The sequence below is a fragment of the Bacillus sp. 37MA genome, from assembly GCF_000372765.1.
Classification (GTDB): Bacteria; Bacillota; Bacilli; order Bacillales; family Domibacillaceae; genus Domibacillus; species Domibacillus aminovorans.
Genome location: NZ_KB889752.1, coordinates 2,172,877 through 2,189,503 on the forward strand (window position 1 = coordinate 2,172,877; position 16,627 = coordinate 2,189,503).

Genomic DNA, 16,627 nt, shown 5'->3' on the forward strand with positions numbered 1-16,627 from the left:
AATAATGTATTTTGACTATGCAGCTACTTCACCAATGCGAAAAGAAGCCATTGACGTTTATATAGAAGCAGCAATGCATTTTCCTGGAAACACATCCAGTCCTCATGATGAAGGAACGAAAGCTCATTTATTGTTGCAGCGATGCCGTGAACAAATTGCCAAAAAAGCGGGTGTGCCGGCAGACGGGATTTACTTCACAGGAAGCGGCACTGAAGGAAACATACTGTCCATTTTATCGATGGCTAGAAATCGAAAAGGAATGCATGTGATCACATCGATGGCAGAACATACATCCGTTCATTCTGCCATGGCGTTACTTGAAGCTGAAGGATTCGAAGTAACAAAATTGCCGATGAATGAAAAAGGCGTTATTTCCGCAGAAGATGTTTTAGCAGCCATTCGTCCTGATACAGTACTCATTTCCATTCAACACATTAATCCTGAAATCGGCACCATTCAGCCTGTTAAACAAATCGCCAAGTTGGCAAAAAAACACGGGATTTTATTTCATACAGATTGTGTACAATCTTTCGGGAAAATAGATGTAACGGGGATTGAAGCCGATGCAATGACATTTTCAGCTCATAAAATTGGCGGCCCTAAAGGATGCGGTGCTATTTATCTGTCACCGCATTGTTTAATCACACCGGTCTTTCCTGGACTAACACATGAAAAAGGAGTAAGAGGCGGTACAGTAGACACCCCTGCGATCGCTGCCTTTGCCGAAGCTTCCCAATTTCCGATTGACCTGAAACATCTTGCCCATTTAAGAAACTTGTTAAAAAAAGAACTGAATGGAACGGTTTGTAAATGGATTGAAGCTGATGAAGCAGAACAGTTTCCTGGTGTAATTGGGATGTGTATTCCTGGCATAGAAGGTCAGCTCGTTATGCTCTCATTAAATGCAAAAAATATATATATTTCGACTGGAAGCGCATGCGATACATCTGCTGCTGCAGGGACGAAAGCAGCTATCGCAATGGCCCTGTCAATCGATGAAGCACGGCAGTTTTTCCGTATTTCACTTGGCTACGGGACGACAGAAGAAGAAGTGCTGGAACTCGCCCGATCACTCGCTCATGTCGCAACGGAGGCGGCTATGATATGATACTAGTGGAGGGATAACGGATGACAGATAAAAAGAAACTCGCTGGTGAAGAGCGGCGTTCGTTGCTCTTAAACTGGCTTCAACATGAAAATAAACCTCTGACTGGCAGTGAGTTAGCTAAAAAAGCAAGCGTAAGCCGTCAAGTAATCGTTGGTGATATCACATTATTAAAAGCAAGCGGTGTTCCGATTATGGCAACAAGCCAAGGATATTTGTACTTAACTAACCAAGAAGAAACCGGGTATGAACGAATTGTCGCCTGTGTTCATCCACCGGACAAGACAGAGGAAGAACTACTTCTGCTTGTCGATCTTGGCGTTCTTGTGAAAGATGTAAAAATTGAACATCCTGTTTACGGAGATTTAACGGCTTCCATTATGGTATCAAACCGAAAAGAAGCCCTCCACTTTTTAGAAAAAATTAACGAAACGAACGCTGCTTATTTGTCTGAACTAACAAGCGGCGTTCACTTGCACACCATTTCTGCAAAAGATGAAGCGACACTTGATGAAGCAGAACAGGTGCTGGATAAAGCAGGGCTTTTGCTGGAGTAAAATATAAAATAAGACTGCCTTTTCCCAGGCAGTCTTATTTTATATTTTACTTGGAGTTTGTCCTACTTCATATCCGTAGTAGCTGCCAAGCACTTGTACTTTACAGCCAAGTGCTTCCATTTCAGCGAATGCGCCTGGAACGAGCACATCATCGATTCGCTGTGCGACATCGATGATGAAAAAATAGTTACCGAGACCCGTTTTAAGCGGCCGCGACTCGATTTTTTCTAAGTTTAAGTTACGCCATGCAAACGTCGCCAGCACTTGATGTAGCGAACCCGGTCGGTCTGTCGGCAGCGTCACAACGATCGTCGTTTTCCCACCCGTTTGCGGCAAAGGAAATGTCAATTCTTCATGTGTTTTCGACAATACAAGAAAACGTGTATGGTTAAAATGATAATCATGAATATCCGTCTGTACGACAACAAGACCATACTCTTCTGCCGACAATGAATTCGCAATAGCTGCAATACATTGCTCTGGATGTTCGTTTACATATTTCGCGGCGGCGGCCGTTGATGTCATTTGTTGAGTCGGGATTCCATATAATTCACGGTTCAAAAATTTATGACATTGTGCAATGGCATGCGGATGCGACAGCACACGTCCTACCTCTTTCCATTGTGGCGCATGATCAGGATGCACGAGTAAGTGCTGCTGAATCGGCGCTGTCAACTCTCCGACAATCGTCAAATCTGCTTCATGAAAAAGATGATCAATCGTCATATTGACTGTGCCTTCAAGTGCATTTTCAATTGGTACGACAGCCAGATCCGCTTTTCCTTCTAACACAAAATCCATACATTCCGGAATTGTAACACATGGAATACGTTCATCATCTGGAAACGCATCTGACACAGCGATATCAGTAAATGTCGCTGCTGGTCCTAAAAAAGCAATCTTTCTCAAACCATTCACTCCTATAGTCTCTGTTAAAACACGTTAAGCACCCGAACCGAGTACTTCCACCGTATCGACAAATTCAAGTTTTTTCAAGCGGACTAGCAGTTCATCGAGCCCCACTTTCATATCGGTAACATTTAAAGAAATCGTTACGTTTGCGCGCCCCTGCAGTGGAATAGTCTGATGTATCGTCAAGATGTTTCCACCGCAGCCCGCCACAACCGCCAGCAGTTCAGATAGGGTACCGGACCGGTCTTCCAGATAAAAAAACAGCGTAATAATCCGTTCTTTAACAATCGTATGAAAAGGAAACACCGTATCGCGGTATTTGTAAAAAGCGCTCCGACTCAAGTCCACTTTCTGAACAGCTTCCCATACTGAATCGGCTTTTTTTCGCTCAATCAGCTCTTTTGCGTCGAGCGTTTTTTTCATCGCTTCTGGAAGCACATCTTCACGTACGAGATAAAATTTTTCATTTTGCTCTTTTTTCCCCAAGTCCATCCCCCATTTTCCAAACCGCTGTCAGCTGTTAGTCAATAAATTCAAACTCATAGTCCATGAGACGTACGATCTCACCATGTTTTGCTCCACGTTCACGCAAAGCATCATCGACCCCCATCGAACGGAGTTGCCGCGCAAATCGGCGAATCGATTCTTCACGCGAAAAATCGGTCATTTTAAACAGCTTTTCAATTTTGCTGCCTGTCAATTCGAATGCACCATCCAGGCCACGAGTGATAATAAATTCCGCTTCCTGTTTTTCGTGGCGGTATACAACACGGTTTACGGACAAATCTTCTTCTTCGTAATCAAGTGGGAATTCCGGTGTTTCATCCACTTTATCAGCAATGGCAAACAATAGATCACGCAAACCGTTTTGTGTTAACGCTGAAATCGGAAAAATAACTGCATCTGGATCAACTTTTTTCTTAAATGCCGCTAAATTTTCTTCCGCATCCGGCATGTCCATTTTATTGGCGACAATAATTTCCGGACGCTCCGTCAAACGGAGATTGTATTCTTTCAATTCATTATTAATCGTGATGTAATCTTCATACGGATCACGACCTTCCATACCAGACATATCCAGTACATGAACGATGACACGCGTCCGTTCAATATGGCGCAAAAACTGGTGTCCAAGGCCTGTTCCCTCGTGCGCTCCTTCAATTAATCCCGGTAAATCAGCGAGAACAAAGCTGCGTCCATCTTCCGTCTCTACCATGCCGAGATTCGGCACGAGCGTTGTAAAATGATACGCTGCAATTTTCGGTTTCGCTGCTGTGACGACCGATAAAAGCGTTGATTTACCGACGCTTGGAAAGCCTACGAGACCGGCATCTGCCAACAATTTCAATTCTAGTGTAATGTCGCGTTCAAGACCAGGCTCACCATTCTCTGAAATTTCCGGTGCTGGATTTGCCGGTGTCGCAAAACGGCTGTTGCCGCGTCCACCGCGTCCACCGCGGGCAATAATGGCCTGCTGTCCGTGCTCGACTAAATCCGCAATGACTTCGCCTGTTACATCATCTGTCACGACCGTTCCTGGCGGTACTTTAACGATCATATCTTTTGAATTTTTACCATGCATCCCTTTGCTCATGCCGTGTTCTCCTCGAGGCGCTTTAAAATGACGCTGATAACGGAAATCCATCAGCGTGCGTAAACCTTCTTCCACCTCAAATACAACATTCGCTCCGTTTCCACCGTCACCGCCAGCCGGACCCCCGTTTGGCACATATTTTTCACGGCGGAATGCAACCATGCCATTCCCGCCATCGCCGCCTTTTACATATATCTTAACCTGATCTACAAACATATTGTTTTTTTCCTCCTAAAAGTTCACTTCTATTAGTATATCCTGATCATCTGATTTCATGATTTCGCCGTACATTGCATCAGACTGAAGCAATTGCAGGATCTGTTCTATTAAACGAGATCGGTCGACAAGCTCACCGGCCCATTCAATCCTTACAGCCAGACGTCCTTCTTTTTCAAAAAACTCAGTATATACATGTTGACCGCTATATTGTGAAATGTGCCGGTCCAACAATGAAAAGATGGATTGAAAAAAACGGGTCACAAGTTGATCATCCACTTTTTCTATAACGATTTCATCATTTATTTCAAATTCAAGCAAAAATTTATGTTTCTCCCAGTTAAATGTGATGAACATCTCCGCCATCCCTGGCATACCAAGATTGCACAGTTTCGCTTCCTGCACAGCTTTGACAATAATATGATCGGCTGCACGGGCCGCTTCATCTATTTTATTTAAAGCTAGAAAACCTTTAATCAGCTGTATGTCATTCATCCAGTCATGCCGCGCATGACGGAGTACATCTATAATGGTCCAATCTTTTTCTTTCATCTGTACTTGTGCACCTCCCGTGTCCGTTCCAAAACAACAAATTCCTTTCTGTTAGTATAGCAGAAAAATTTACAGTTTGAACGGGAAAGATAGTCTGCAATGCATAAAAAAATGGAGGTGTTCCGAAAGTATGACTTTCAGAACACCTCCATTTGTCCGTCTGCTTATTGAGCAGCTGGATAAACACTTACTTTTTTACGATCGCGTCCAACGCGTTCGAAACGAACGATACCGTCCGTTTTTGCGAACAATGTATCATCTCCGCCACGTCCTACGTTTTCACCCGGGTGAATTTTCGTACCGCGTTGACGGTAAAGGATAGATCCGCCTGTTACGAATTGACCGTCTGCACGCTTAGCGCCAAGACGCTTCGACTGAGAGTCACGTCCGTTTCGAGTAGAACCTACCCCTTTTTTGGATGCGAAAAATTGAAGATTTAATTTCAACATGTGTTTTCACCTCCTATTGGAAGTTTATTTGAATATACTGTCCGTACTCGCGTTCAATCGTCTGCAATGAAACGACCATACCTTCTAAAAGAAGCTGCACCTGTTCTCTGACTTCAACCGGCAAGTCTTCCGGAATGAAGCATGAAAGTAGACCGCCATCTTCGCCTTGATCAATGTCAGGCGTTACGTTTGTCAGTGCTATGACTGCATTCAGTGAACCGAATGAAACAGCCGATGCACCAGCGCAGACAAGGTCTTCGCCTTTTTCAGCGTAACCGGCATGTCCTTCCATTGTGAACGATGAAATAAAGCCGAATTGATCTTTTTTGACATTTACATAAATCATCGGATCATCGCCTTATGCGTTGATTTTTTCAATGACTACTTTTGTGTAAGGCTGACGGTGTCCTTGCTTTCTGCGGTAGTTTTTCTTCGCTTTGAATTTAAAAACGATGATTTTCTTCGCGCGTCCTTGCTTTTCAACCTTCGCCGTTACCGTTGCACCTTCTACGATCGGGCTTCCAACTTTTACGTCATCGCCGCCAACGAAAAGAACTTTATCAAAAGTGACAGAGTCACCATCTGCTACGTTCAATTTTTCGATGTAGATTTCTTGGCCTTCTTCAACTTTGATCTGCTTGCCGCCTGTTTCAATAATTGCGTACATTCCTGCACCTCCCTAGTTACTCAGACTCGCCACGTGACAGGTGATCTTTCGATGCTTGAACCTGCTGTGTGCGGTTGTAGCACGGGTGCTACAAACAATAACATATGAATTCTATCACTTTCGTATTTCTATGTCAATCGTTATTTTCCATGATTTCATCGACCTTTTTATTGCCTTTAAAATAATGTGCCAATAGCCGCGATTCCGTGATGTTCTCTTTTTGGTTCACAATAAAAAGATGTGTTCGATTTCGTCGAAACATGCGAACCATTTCAAGTAAAGACTGCTGGTTGTCAATATGAATTCGCTTTACTCGGAGGGGTACAGGTTCGTAAAAACGTGCAGTTAAAAATCGGATAAACATATACTCTTTTTCCTTCCACATGACAAGAAGCTGTACTGCAACATAAGAAACGGTCAAAATTAATTGTATATAAAATGGAAGAAAATAGACCGCCGCACCAAACAGACAAACAAGCATAAAAAAAGAAAAATGGATGGCCAGCCTATACGAAGCATAATAAGGCCGGACAGCTGATAACAGAAGCAACACCATTTTCCCACCGTCAAGCGGCAAAACTGGCAATAAATTAAAGAAAAGAATAAGAACATTTAATTGAAAAAACAACGCATAGATCGCCGGTTCCATCATGCCTGCTTTCACAAGTAAAATGGCTATACACGTCATCGGAATATGCATCATTGGACCGGCCAGGACGACAAGCCATTCTTCTGTGAGCGGCCGGCCGGCATGTTCACTCGTTTCCAGCTTTCCGCCGAACGGAAGCAATTCAATTTTGACAATACGCCAGCCGCAATATTTTGCCGCTGCCGCGTGACCGAGTTCATGTATAAAAACAATTATTAATAAACAAAGAGCTTCTGCAAACATTCCAATCGCAGCAGCGGCAGCGGCCAGCAGCCACGTAAGCGGATGAACGCTAATCAATTTCTGCAGGCTCCATTATTTTTTCTGAAATTACCTGTCCATTTTTGCGTACGATAATATGGACCGATTCCATCGCCGCTTCCCCGATCCATTCTCCTTTATTCACTTTTTCAAACAGCCGAAAATCATGTACATACAGACCATTCACTTCCGTTTCGCTGTCATCTTTATGCTGGAGCACAATTAAATGATCTTTTCGATTGATTCGTACGACCATGCCTTCTTTATCTGCTTTTAACCCATGTGAAACATTGGCAGCCATAATAGCTCGATCTGTTTCTTTATCTAAAGATGGTAGCAATATACCAAGATGCTGTTCATACATAGAAGCAGTACGGGCAAATGTGAAATCATCCGTAAACAACCAAATGACAGCCGCATGATCTCGATTTGCGTACACGAATAAAAATAGAAGCAATGAACCCGCTATTTTCTTCTTCACAATGACTCCTCCTGCCTTTTCTTAAGTGTATGCAAAAGCAGGAGAAAATACGAAAAAAACCGCTTTAATAAGCGGTTTCCTCTATTATCGGCTTATGCCAATAAATCGTTTAAATTTCGTGAAAATGGTTTCTTGCTGTTGATCCGGCTGCTGGAGCGGCACAGATTCACCTAAAATGCGCCGGGCAATATTGCGGTATGCAATGGATGCCTGGTTATTCGGATTATGAGCAACTGGCTCTCCGTTATGGGATGATTTAATCACTTCATCGTCATCTGCAACTATACCGATTAATTCAATCGACAAATGTGATGCTACCTCATCGACATCGAGCATGTCTCCCTCTCTCACCATGTGACTGCGAATCCGATTGACGACGAGTTTCGGCGGTGCCATGCCTTCTTCTTTTTCGAGAAGGCCAATGACGCGATCTGCATCGCGTACAGCGGACTTTTCAGGCGTCGTCACAACGATCGCATGATCTGCACCAGCTACGGCGTTTTTATAGCCTTGTTCAATGCCGGCCGGACAGTCGATTAATATGTAATCATAATCTTGCTTTAATTCTTCTATTAACTTCTTCATCTGCTCCGGTGTTACGGCTGACTTGTCCGTCGTCTGTGCAGCTGGGAGCAAGTAAAGAAGATCGTTAAAACGCTTATCTTTGACAAGTGCCTGATGTGTTTTGCAGCGCCCTTCGACAACATCGACAAGGTCATAAATAATTCGGTTTTCAAGCCCCATGACCACATCGAGATTCCGAAGACCAATATCTGTATCTATGAGACACACTTTCTTTTCTTGCAGCGCGAGCGCTGTTCCTAGATTGGCTGTCGTTGTTGTTTTGCCGACACCACCTTTTCCAGAAGTAATGACGATTGCTTCACCCACTTCAAAAGCCCCCTTTAAACGTCGATATATCAGGCCGCAAATATTTTAGCACTTGCAGCCGGTCAATGACAAGTTGATCCGCTTCATTAATAAAAGCGCATTCAGATTCTGTTATTTCTTCTTCGTCATAACGGTCAGGAGATCTTGTCAAATGATTACTGATGCGAAGTTGCGTCGGCATCATTTTCGCTGCTGCAATAACAGCCCTGTCGTTTCCATAGCATCCGGCATGCGCGACGCCTTTTAATGCGCCCATCACATAAATACTTCCCCCAGCCTTGATCGTGCCGCCCGGGTTTACATCCCCGACTAATAATAGATTACCCGGCACTTCAAGAACTTGTCCCGAACGTATCCGGCCCGCATAAGAGACAATCTCTTCTTCTTCTTTCCAGCGCACCGCTTCATCAAGCGTTATCACATTTGATTTAATGTCCTCAACTACGAGGTGCTGACGCTTTCGAATGACATTTTTTAATACTTCTTTGTCTTCTTCTGTTACGTAACGATTACCAGTCTGCACCGTTACGGTAATAAGCGCGTCCTGCCCATCATTTGTAACGGTATCCAGTTTTTCTACTAATTCTTCTATTAATTCATTATACGCACATTTATCATTTAATTGAAGAGTGAGGCCGTCTTTCGTGCCTTTAATGACTACGTTTTGTCCCGTTTTCATAGCTAGTTTCCACCTCTGTACGTCTCATTATTCGACAACACGATGCCAAGTTCCTTTTTTTAACGAGTTAGCCGAATTTGTTTTTAAATTTTTGAAAGGCATTTCGGAGCGGAATGGCGAACAGAATATAATAGAGTGCGTTTAATGCAAGTGTTGGGTAGAGACGCATAGAAACAAATGGTTCAAATGATACTTCTGTCCGCTGAACAAGCAGATTCAATCCATACACAATCATTTCAAACAACGCAATATCAAATAAGATAATAATGAAAAAAATGACGAACGTGCTTTGCAGCCATTTTGTTAGTTTTGACGTAATATAGACAATTAACGGCAAGAAAAACAAATAGGCACCGAGCAGCTCTGTATAAAACAGATCAAATAAAAAGCCGAATAAGAAGCCATATTTAATCGCCGTATTCCGATCATAGAAGACCGACATAAATAAAAGCCCGATAATAAAGAAATGCGGTGCCGGTACGTATGCACCATCAAATGCATTTTCTGGGAAAAAGAGCATAAAGACACTGTCACTGTAAAAAAGTGCAATCATCAAAAGAGGAAGAAGTCCTTTTTTCACAGCCCTTCCTCCTCTATTAATACTTGCTGACGGTTATCTTCTTCCGGAAGCACTTTCGTCATCGTACGTTTGGACACCATGACATGCTCAAGATCATAGAAGCTTGCGGCAGGTTCTACAAGTGCCGTTTGTGTTAGGCCAAATTCATCTGGAACAAGTTCCATTACTTTTCCAATGACAAGCCCTTTCGGAAACACACCGCCGAGACCTGACGTTGTCACAAACTGTCCTTTTTCCACTTTTGCATCAGATGGAATTTTTGTCATTTTGAGCATTCTTTTCTCTTCGTCATACCCTTCAATCAATCCGTAATTCGATTTATCCGATTGAATTAAAGCCGAGACACGATTTTGCGCGTCATTTGACGATAGCAGCTGCACCGTTGATGTGAATTTAGACGTATTTTTTACTTTTCCAATGAGGCCGCTTGCTGTCATAACAGCCATATCCGGTTCAATGCCATTTGATTCACCTTGATCGATCGTAATCAGGTCATACCAGCGATCAGGATTGCGGGCAATAACGGTTGCCTGCACCGGCTCGTAATCTGCTAAACTATCCTCTTTTTCAAGTAATTTCCGCAGTTCCACGTTGTCTTTTTCTAAGCGGGTAACATCGCTTTCCAACTGAGCTAACTTATCTAAGTGCGTTCGCAGTTTTTCATTTTCTTCGTATGTATTCCGCAAACGCCCGACATTGTCAAAAAACTCTTCTGTTGCACTAACTGGTTTCGATATAATGTTCTGTCCAAAGCCGGTCACATCTTTTACAAACTTTTCAGGCCATGTAATATTCCCGCGGTCGCGAATGGAAAAGCCGATCAATGCCACAAGAATAATGATGCTGCCGAGCAAAATGATCAAGCGCTTGTTTGTTAAAAATTGCGGCATGAATTCCACCTCAGTTTTCTAAGCATTCAAAACGGTGAGGCAGGTTCAGCGCACCAGAAAAAACCGGTTAGAACGCGCGGAGAACCGGCCTCATCGTCATAAATTATTTGTTTTTAAATAAATGAATATGATCTAGCGCAAGACCTGTCCCAATGGCTACACAGTCAAGCGGGTTTTCTGCGATAATCACTGGCATATTCGTTTCTTTACTGATCACTTTATCCATGTTGCGAAGAAGTGCGCCGCCGCCCGTTAACACGATGCCGCGGTCCATAATGTCTGCTGCCAGTTCAGGCGGTGTTTTTTCAAGCGTGCTTTTCACCGTATCGACAATCGCATATACGGTATCTTTCAATGCATCCGCAATTTCCTTCGCCGTAATTTCAATTGTTTTCGGTAATCCTGTCAATAAATCACGGCCGCGAATTTCCAGATTCGGAATATCATCCGTATCACCAGCTGAGCCGATTTCCATCTTGATCATTTCCGATGTACGATCACCGATTAACAAGTTATATTGCTTGCGAATGTATGCCACGATCGCATCATCCATCTCATCGCCTGCAATTCGAAGTGATTCACTTGTCACGATGCCGCCAAGTGAAATAATCGCTACTTCTGTTGTCCCGCCGCCAATGTCAACAACCATACTGCCTGTCGGTTCCCATACAGGTAAATTCGCACCGATTGCTGCAGCGAATGGCTCTTCAATCGGATACGCATCACGCGCACCAGCCTGACGTGTCGCATCGATAACCGCACGTCTTTCAACCGCTGTAATCCCTGATGGCACACACACCATAACATATGGCTTGCTTGAAAGAAAACCCGATGTGCCTTTTGTTGCCTGTTTAATGTAGTACTTAATCATCGTAGCAGTCGTTTCGTAATCAGCAATAACGCCGTCTTTCATCGGACGTGTGGCAATAATATTACCTGGCGTTCTTCCGATCATATTTCGCGCGTCATTCCCAACAGCGACAATTTGCTTCGTATCTGTCTGCAATGCGACAACGGATGGTTCACGAACGATGACTCCTTTTCCTTTCGCATAAACAAGTGTATTTGCAGTCCCTAGGTCGATGCCTAAATCACGGCTCCCAATTCCAAACATGTAGTGTATCTCCCTTTCCTCAGCAGATCCTTTTTATCGTAATTGTTTCTCTATTGATGGTTGTTAAATTGTATGAAAAGCGTCTCAAAAACCATAACTTATATTATAGCGGAACAAAAAAAAAAAGCATAGCGTTATAAATAACCTTTTTCTTTCAAGCTCACATATTTCTTCTCTCCTATAATGAGATGGTCAAGTACGTCAATCCCTAGTATTTTACCGCACTCTACGAGACGCTTCGTAACATCAATATCTTCCCGGCTCGGTGCAGGATCACCACTCGGGTGATTATGCAAACACACGATTGATGCAGCGGAACGTCTAAATGCTTCCTTGAATACTTCGCGCGGATGCACGATACTGACATTTAGGCTGCCAATAAACAATGTTTGCTTATGCATGACCTGGTTTTTCGTATTTAAGTATAGACATACAAAATGTTCTTGACTAAGAAAACGCATTTCTTCCATCATATAATTCGCTGCATCTTCAGGAGAACGGATCATAAACCGATCTTCATATTTCAATCGCCCGATTCGACGGCCGATTTCGACAGCGGCCATCAATTGAATGGCCTTTGCACTGCCGATTCCGTGGATAGAGGTTATTTCTTCAAGAGAAGCATCTTTTAATAGACGTAGCCCTTCAAATTCGTTTAATATGCGGTTGGATAACTGCAGGACCGACTCTTCTTTCGTTCCTGTCCTGAGTAGGATAGCAAGGAGTTCGTGGGTGGATAAACTTTGCGGCCCGTTCGCGATCATTCGCTCACGCGGGCGGTCATGGGGTGGTACGTCTCTAATCATTATAGGCTTCGCTGGCAACTGTTGATCATTTGTCATTCGTTCGTTCTCCTTTCTCATTTAAGAAGAAAAGGTGCCTGTTACGATTCCGAGACGTTTTAGATGGCGATACAAAGAGGATAACGGGAGGCCGACAACGGTAAAATAATCGCCTTGAATCGCTTTAACGAACAGCGCACCAGCTGATTGAATGCCGTAGCCACCCGCTTTATCAAACGGTTCGCCCGTCTGGATGTAGCCAGCTATTTCTTCCTCTGATAGTTCCCAAAATTCAACATCTGTTTTTTCATGAAATATGATCTTTTCATTTTGCGTCACGATCGCGACGCCTGTATAGACAGAATGAATGGTACCAGACAGCGCGGCAATCATCGCACGGGCTTCCGCTGCATCTGCCGGTTTGCCGAGAATACGTCCGTTATGGACAACGACTGTATCTGCACCGATCACAGCTGCATCCGGATAGAGCGCAAAAACAGCTTCCGCTTTACGGAGAGCGAGTTGTTCAACCGCAGCCGACGGCGTGGTTCCTTCTAAAATCGTTTCGTCTGTATCAGCAGCATGAACAGTGTATGGAATGAAAACTTGAGTAAGCAATTCTTTTCTACGGGGCGACGATGAAGCAAGAACGATGTTTGTCAAAGAGGATCACCTTTCTGTTAAAGGATTGGGAGAATACAAATTCATCATATCAAATGTACGTAAATCCAACAATAAAAACCTGCCAAAAGAGGGCAGGTTATCGTGACATGGCTTCTTTTAATTGATTTATTTTTTTTTGCGGATCGGTTTCTTCTGTCATCGTTTTTGCAGCGGCTTCTGTCATCGAAGCAGTCACGTCTTTCACATAAACAGCCGTTCCTTTTTCTTCTAACAGCCCGGCAGCACTTTTTGCTTCATCCGGTGACGAAAACACACCGTAAAGGACCATATATTGCCCCTCTGATGAAACATAGTTTGCCGTAATTTTCTTTGCTTTTGCGTTTTCAACACCTTTTTTCGCCGCTTCTTCCGTCGAAAAAAGACCCCCTTGAATGACCGAAACCGTCACATCCACTCGTTTCGTTTCCTGTACAGGTACCTCGCTCACAGCTGCTGCCGGCGGTTTTATCTCTTCCACATTCACGGCACGAATCATCGTCACGCCAAATAGTGTACCGGTAATCAGCGCGGATAAGACGATTGTCGCTCCAGCAGCCGGCCGAATGATGGATTTCTTTTTTTTCGAGACAGCGGGCCCTTCTTCTCCTGGCATTTGCCAGACGAGAACATCACTGTTTGGCCGTGTCCAGTCCAGCTCGTCCATCTTCATCCCTCCCATGTTTATCCCGCAGTAAGATCCCCACTTCAAGACATCGAAAAGAAGGCGGAGTGGGGGATAAATGAAGTTTCACTTTATTATATATACGGTTTTTCGCCATAAAAAGAACAGAACGGCAGGCGTTCTGTTCTTTTTATTACCCAGCATTCCGGTACACGTTGGCACACACTTACTTTCACTCTTCATTAGTCCGTATAAACGAGATGGATCATTTTATCTTCTTTTGAAAATAATCGCATTGCCAATCAAAATTTTCCTTCATCAAAAAAACTGGAGATACCAGTGGATCATCTCGCCACCGTAAAAATAAGATACAATCGCTGCCATCGCAATATACGGCCCAAACGGCATCGGTTTCCCTCTTTTCACTATACCAAAAATCAAGAGAACAAGTCCGATTACAGCACCAAATACACAAGATAAAAAGAACGTCAGCAACACGAGCTTCGCCCCCATCACAAAGCCAAGAACAGCAAACAATTTAACATCGCCGCCACCCATTCCGCCTTTTGAAGCGATGGCAATAATCAAAAGAAGCAAATATCCTGCCACAGCACCAAATAGCGAGTCCCACCACGGCGTGAGTGGATGAATGATTCTAGCGATGAGAAACAAACTAAAAAAGAACAGCATTATTTTATCCGGTATGAGCATATACGCCAGATCGGAGACGACGATCACGATCAACATTGAGATGAAAAGAATGGCAACAAAAAAATTCATCGTCAACCCGAAATAGAGATACGCATACAAAAATAACAGGGCCGTGATCAGCTCTGTTAAAGGATAAATGGGAGATATGCGAGCCTCACATTTGCGGCACTGTCCCTTGAGTATTATGTATGAAACGACCGGAATTAAATCCAGTGTGGTCAATTGATGACCGCACAGCGAGCAAGCGCTGCGCGGTTTGACAATTGACTTCCTGACCGGAACCCGGAGACCAACGACGTTATAGAACGAGCCGAAGACGAGACCGTATAGAAAAGTTAGTGTCGAAATCATTATTGTATCTGTGTTAGTGCTACATGAGCGTTTTTTTTTGAGTTATTAATTAAACCACCAATAGACGGGACAAAAATTGCTGAAATTATACCGGAAATGACGACAGCGAGCAATTCGATAAGCGTTAAGCCTCTTTCGTTTTTCATTTTTCGCTTTACTGCTTGTACCATGTTTTTTCCTCCTGACTTTTTCATTTATCTTTGCCGTATCACAAATATCTTATTTTTTCCGCTGTCATCTATAAGTTCCTCAGATACGGGTGCCATTTTAATTATCGGCTTTGAACTAGTACTTGCCATGCTGAATGTGTATGGTTCTTGAAAGCCTATCAATTGAAGCCATTCATCTGCTTCTGTTGATGCGAGTATGCTTGACTAAGATCAATTGAAAACAATATTTTGTGACGATGAGGACACTGCCTCTGTTTTATATGAAATGGATCATAATACAAAAAGCATCGCCAAAAACAGTATGATTTGTACAGCTCATTGTTTTCTCAACGTTTTTTATCGTTTCTTATTTTAATTCTTTTTCACTATTATATATTACCTAAATTTATTTGGGAAGAATGGATTTTATATCATTTTTCACTGATGAAATAAAATATAATGATCCGGTAATGATGAGAACTTCATCTTGCTGTGCATCGTTTTTAAATAATTGGATCATTGTTTCATATGAAGCCATCAAGGAAGCGTATTCTGTCACAAATGGCTCGTAATCTTCTTTTTTTGCGGCCCTCGGAAAATCAAACGGTGCGAAATACAATTGATCCGCGACACCTTTTAATTGTTGGATCATTTTATCGAGCGGCTTGTCTTTCATTGCCGCAAATAAAATAGTGATATTTCGATCAGAAAATCGCTGATGAATCGTTTTAACGAGCGCGTTTATCCCTTCTTCGTTATGCGCGCCGTCCGCAATAATAAGCGGTTTTTCATAAAGTGTTTCAAATCGGCCCGGCCAATGTATATTTTCCAGCCCTTTTTCGACATGTTCATCTTCAATAAAAAACGAATAAAAGGCGCGCAAATAGTCGGCGGCCATTATGGCTAGTGCAGCATTGTTAACTTGATGCAGCCCCGCTAAACCCGTTTCAAGCTGTCCATGTATGCTAAATGAGGATTGGAACCCGAATTGTTCACCATGTTCCGTTGATGAGAGCCATGTTCCGCTGAATTCACGCCCGTTCAAGTAAACAGCCGCTTTTTTCTCTTTTGCAACTCGTTCAATGACGTCAAGTGCTTCCGGCTGCTCAACCGCTGTGATGACCGGCACGCCGTTTTTAATAATTCCCGCTTTTTCAAAGGCAATCTCGGCCAGTGTATCGCCTAGAAATTGAATGTGATCCATACCGATTGTCGTAATAATGGAAAGGATCGGGTGTACGATATTGGTGGAATCCAAACGGCCGCCAAGGCCGACTTCAAATAATACAATATCAACAGGCCGCACGTAGGCAAAATAGTAAAAAGCCATTGCGGTAATGATTTCAAATTCACTTGGTCCGCCGAACGACATGTCTTCCATTTCATCAGCTAATATACGGATTTTTTGAGCTAATAATGTAATCTCATGATCAGATATCGGTGTACCATTTATACTGATTCGCTCGTTAAACTGCTCAATGTACGGCGATGTAAACGTCCCAACTTCATACCCGGCTTCACTTAAAATAGACCGAAGCATGGCTGTTGTCGAGCCTTTCCCATTCGTGCCGCCAATATGAACAGCTTTCAGTCTCCGTTCTGGATGACCGAGGCGCTCCATTATCCATTCCATCCGTGACAGCCCTGGTTTGATCCCTGTGCGGAGCCGTCCATGTATCCATGATAATGCTTCTTCATATGTGTTCATTCAAATTTCTCCCTCTATGTACGAAAAAGACGAATCCGCCCGCA

At 43.3% G+C, this 16,627-nt stretch carries 21 protein-coding genes, 1 pseudogene and 1 other annotated feature; of the genes and pseudogenes, 2 read left to right on the forward strand and 20 right to left on the reverse strand.

All coding sequences use genetic code 11. From position 1 onward, the window contains the following. The first annotated feature begins 4 nt into the window (after positions 1-4). Positions 5-1,108 carry a cysteine desulfurase family protein gene (locus A3M5_RS0112115; RefSeq protein WP_018394048.1) on the forward strand — a complete coding sequence of 368 codons (1,104 nt, stop codon included), beginning with the start codon at positions 5-7 and terminating at the stop codon, positions 1,106-1,108. Positions 1,109-1,128: 20 nt separating this feature from the next. Further along, entirely contained in the window at positions 1,129-1,662 is a 534-nt protein-coding gene (locus A3M5_RS0112120; RefSeq protein WP_018394049.1) for a transcription repressor NadR, read from the forward strand. 39 nt (positions 1,663-1,701) lie between these two features. On the opposite strand, the gene pheA is transcribed toward A3M5_RS0112120, so the two are convergent. The 20 genes and pseudogenes from pheA to A3M5_RS0112220 form a co-directional block, all read right to left on the reverse strand. Beyond that, a complete protein-coding gene (gene pheA, locus A3M5_RS0112125) occupies positions 1,702-2,571 on the reverse strand; it encodes a prephenate dehydratase (protein ID WP_018394050.1) in 870 nt (289 codons plus the stop codon). Between the two features lie 33 nt (positions 2,572-2,604). Continuing rightward, a complete protein-coding gene (gene thrR / locus A3M5_RS0112130) occupies positions 2,605-3,066 on the reverse strand; it encodes a transcriptional regulator ThrR (protein ID WP_034286227.1) in 462 nt (153 codons plus the stop codon). Between the two features lie 28 nt (positions 3,067-3,094). Further along, positions 3,095-4,384, reverse strand: coding sequence for a GTPase ObgE (obgE, locus tag A3M5_RS0112135; protein ID WP_018394052.1), 1,290 nt, complete (start codon positions 4,382-4,384; stop codon positions 3,095-3,097). Between the two features lie 15 nt (positions 4,385-4,399). Then, complete coding sequence (locus A3M5_RS22950; protein WP_018394053.1) at positions 4,400-4,936, reverse strand: Spo0B C-terminal domain-containing protein; 537 nt, start codon at positions 4,934-4,936, stop codon at positions 4,400-4,402. A gap of 164 nt (positions 4,937-5,100) precedes the next feature. Beyond that, complete coding sequence (gene rpmA, locus A3M5_RS0112145; RefSeq protein ID WP_018394054.1) at positions 5,101-5,385, reverse strand: 50S ribosomal protein L27; 285 nt, start codon at positions 5,383-5,385, stop codon at positions 5,101-5,103. A 13-nt stretch (positions 5,386-5,398) separates the two neighbouring features. Beyond that, entirely contained in the window at positions 5,399-5,731 is a 333-nt protein-coding gene (locus A3M5_RS0112150; protein WP_018394055.1) for a ribosomal-processing cysteine protease Prp, read from the reverse strand. 12 nt (positions 5,732-5,743) lie between these two features. After that, complete coding sequence (gene rplU, locus A3M5_RS0112155) at positions 5,744-6,052, reverse strand: 50S ribosomal protein L21 (RefSeq protein WP_018394056.1); 309 nt, start codon at positions 6,050-6,052, stop codon at positions 5,744-5,746. A 12-nt stretch (positions 6,053-6,064) separates the two neighbouring features. Further along, positions 6,065-6,138, reverse strand: a sequence feature (ribosomal protein L21 leader region). 47 nt (positions 6,139-6,185) lie between these two features. Next, on the reverse strand, positions 6,186-7,001 hold the full coding sequence (locus tag A3M5_RS0112160) for a M50 family metallopeptidase (RefSeq protein WP_018394057.1): 816 nt from the start codon (positions 6,999-7,001) through the stop codon (positions 6,186-6,188). Beyond that, on the reverse strand, positions 6,994-7,443 hold the full coding sequence (locus A3M5_RS0112165; RefSeq protein WP_018394058.1) for a hypothetical protein: 450 nt from the start codon (positions 7,441-7,443) through the stop codon (positions 6,994-6,996). The genes A3M5_RS0112160 and A3M5_RS0112165 overlap by 8 nt, the downstream gene beginning before the upstream one ends. An 84-nt stretch (positions 7,444-7,527) precedes the next feature. Further along, positions 7,528-8,334, reverse strand: coding sequence for a septum site-determining protein MinD (gene minD / locus A3M5_RS0112170; protein WP_018394059.1), 807 nt, complete (start codon positions 8,332-8,334; stop codon positions 7,528-7,530). Between the two features lies 1 nt (position 8,335). Then, positions 8,336-9,013 (reverse strand): septum site-determining protein MinC, encoded by a 678-nt coding sequence (minC, locus tag A3M5_RS0112175; protein WP_018394060.1) that lies wholly within the window; start codon positions 9,011-9,013, stop codon positions 8,336-8,338. Positions 9,014-9,080: 67 nt separating this feature from the next. Then, positions 9,081-9,593 carry a rod shape-determining protein MreD gene (mreD, locus tag A3M5_RS0112180; protein ID WP_018394061.1) on the reverse strand — a complete coding sequence of 171 codons (513 nt, stop codon included), beginning with the start codon at positions 9,591-9,593 and terminating at the stop codon, positions 9,081-9,083. Then, positions 9,590-10,483 carry a rod shape-determining protein MreC gene (gene mreC / locus A3M5_RS0112185; RefSeq protein WP_018394062.1) on the reverse strand — a complete coding sequence of 298 codons (894 nt, stop codon included), beginning with the start codon at positions 10,481-10,483 and terminating at the stop codon, positions 9,590-9,592. Before mreC ends, mreD begins: the two co-directional genes overlap by 4 nt. 103 nt (positions 10,484-10,586) lie before the next feature. Next, the gene (locus A3M5_RS0112190) at positions 10,587-11,597 is read right to left on the reverse strand and encodes a rod shape-determining protein (protein ID WP_018394063.1); all 1,011 of its coding nucleotides are present in this window, start codon (positions 11,595-11,597) and stop codon (positions 10,587-10,589) included. A 134-nt stretch (positions 11,598-11,731) separates the two neighbouring features. Next, positions 11,732-12,439 (reverse strand): RadC family protein, encoded by a 708-nt coding sequence (gene radC, locus A3M5_RS0112195; RefSeq protein WP_018394064.1) that lies wholly within the window; start codon positions 12,437-12,439, stop codon positions 11,732-11,734. 21 nt (positions 12,440-12,460) lie between these two features. After that, positions 12,461-13,042 (reverse strand): Maf family protein, encoded by a 582-nt coding sequence (locus A3M5_RS0112200; RefSeq protein ID WP_018394065.1) that lies wholly within the window; start codon positions 13,040-13,042, stop codon positions 12,461-12,463. A gap of 97 nt (positions 13,043-13,139) precedes the next feature. Then, positions 13,140-13,706, reverse strand: a complete 567-nt coding sequence (locus A3M5_RS0112205) for an SPOR domain-containing protein (protein WP_018394066.1) — start codon at positions 13,704-13,706, stop codon at positions 13,140-13,142. Positions 13,707-13,982: 276 nt separating this feature from the next. After that, complete coding sequence (locus tag A3M5_RS0112210) at positions 13,983-14,726, reverse strand: prepilin peptidase (RefSeq protein ID WP_034298596.1); 744 nt, start codon at positions 14,724-14,726, stop codon at positions 13,983-13,985. Positions 14,727-14,734: 8 nt separating this feature from the next. Beyond that, positions 14,735-14,896, reverse strand: a pseudogene (locus A3M5_RS24080) (type II secretion system protein); the annotation flags it as partial. A 385-nt stretch (positions 14,897-15,281) separates the two neighbouring features. Then, positions 15,282-16,583 (reverse strand): bifunctional folylpolyglutamate synthase/dihydrofolate synthase, encoded by a 1,302-nt coding sequence (locus A3M5_RS0112220; RefSeq protein ID WP_018394069.1) that lies wholly within the window; start codon positions 16,581-16,583, stop codon positions 15,282-15,284. Positions 16,584-16,627: the final 44 nt, after the last annotated feature.